1 protein-coding gene is annotated in these 219 nt (G+C 46.1%); it reads right to left on the bottom strand.

Annotated features, from left to right (window positions below):
- Positions 1–173: reverse transcriptase N-terminal domain-containing protein (locus tag LKE08_RS14825; protein ID WP_324705014.1), on the bottom strand; the 173-nt coding region annotated here is incomplete at its 3' end.
- Between the last annotated feature and the right edge of the window lie 46 nt (positions 174–219).

The raw sequence follows: 219 nt of genomic DNA on the forward strand, positions 1-219 counted from the left end.
CTCTGCAACCTTCTAGCTTTTGCATCCTGTCCCGATTGAGCCGCTTGATAGATACGTTTTTGCAACTTGAAAACCATTCGCTGAACTTTCGCCCAGTTGATAGCTCTCCATGCATTCTTAGTGACCGCTGGTTTCGATTTAACGAATCCTTTGGTTTGACTAGACCTCGCCATTATTGCTACTCAAGTCTCCATCTTACGTCTGAACCGTGACCCGTCT

The organism is Lyngbya sp. CCY1209, assembly GCF_035615495.1.
Lineage (GTDB): Bacteria > Cyanobacteriota > Cyanobacteriia > Cyanobacteriales > Microcoleaceae > Limnospira.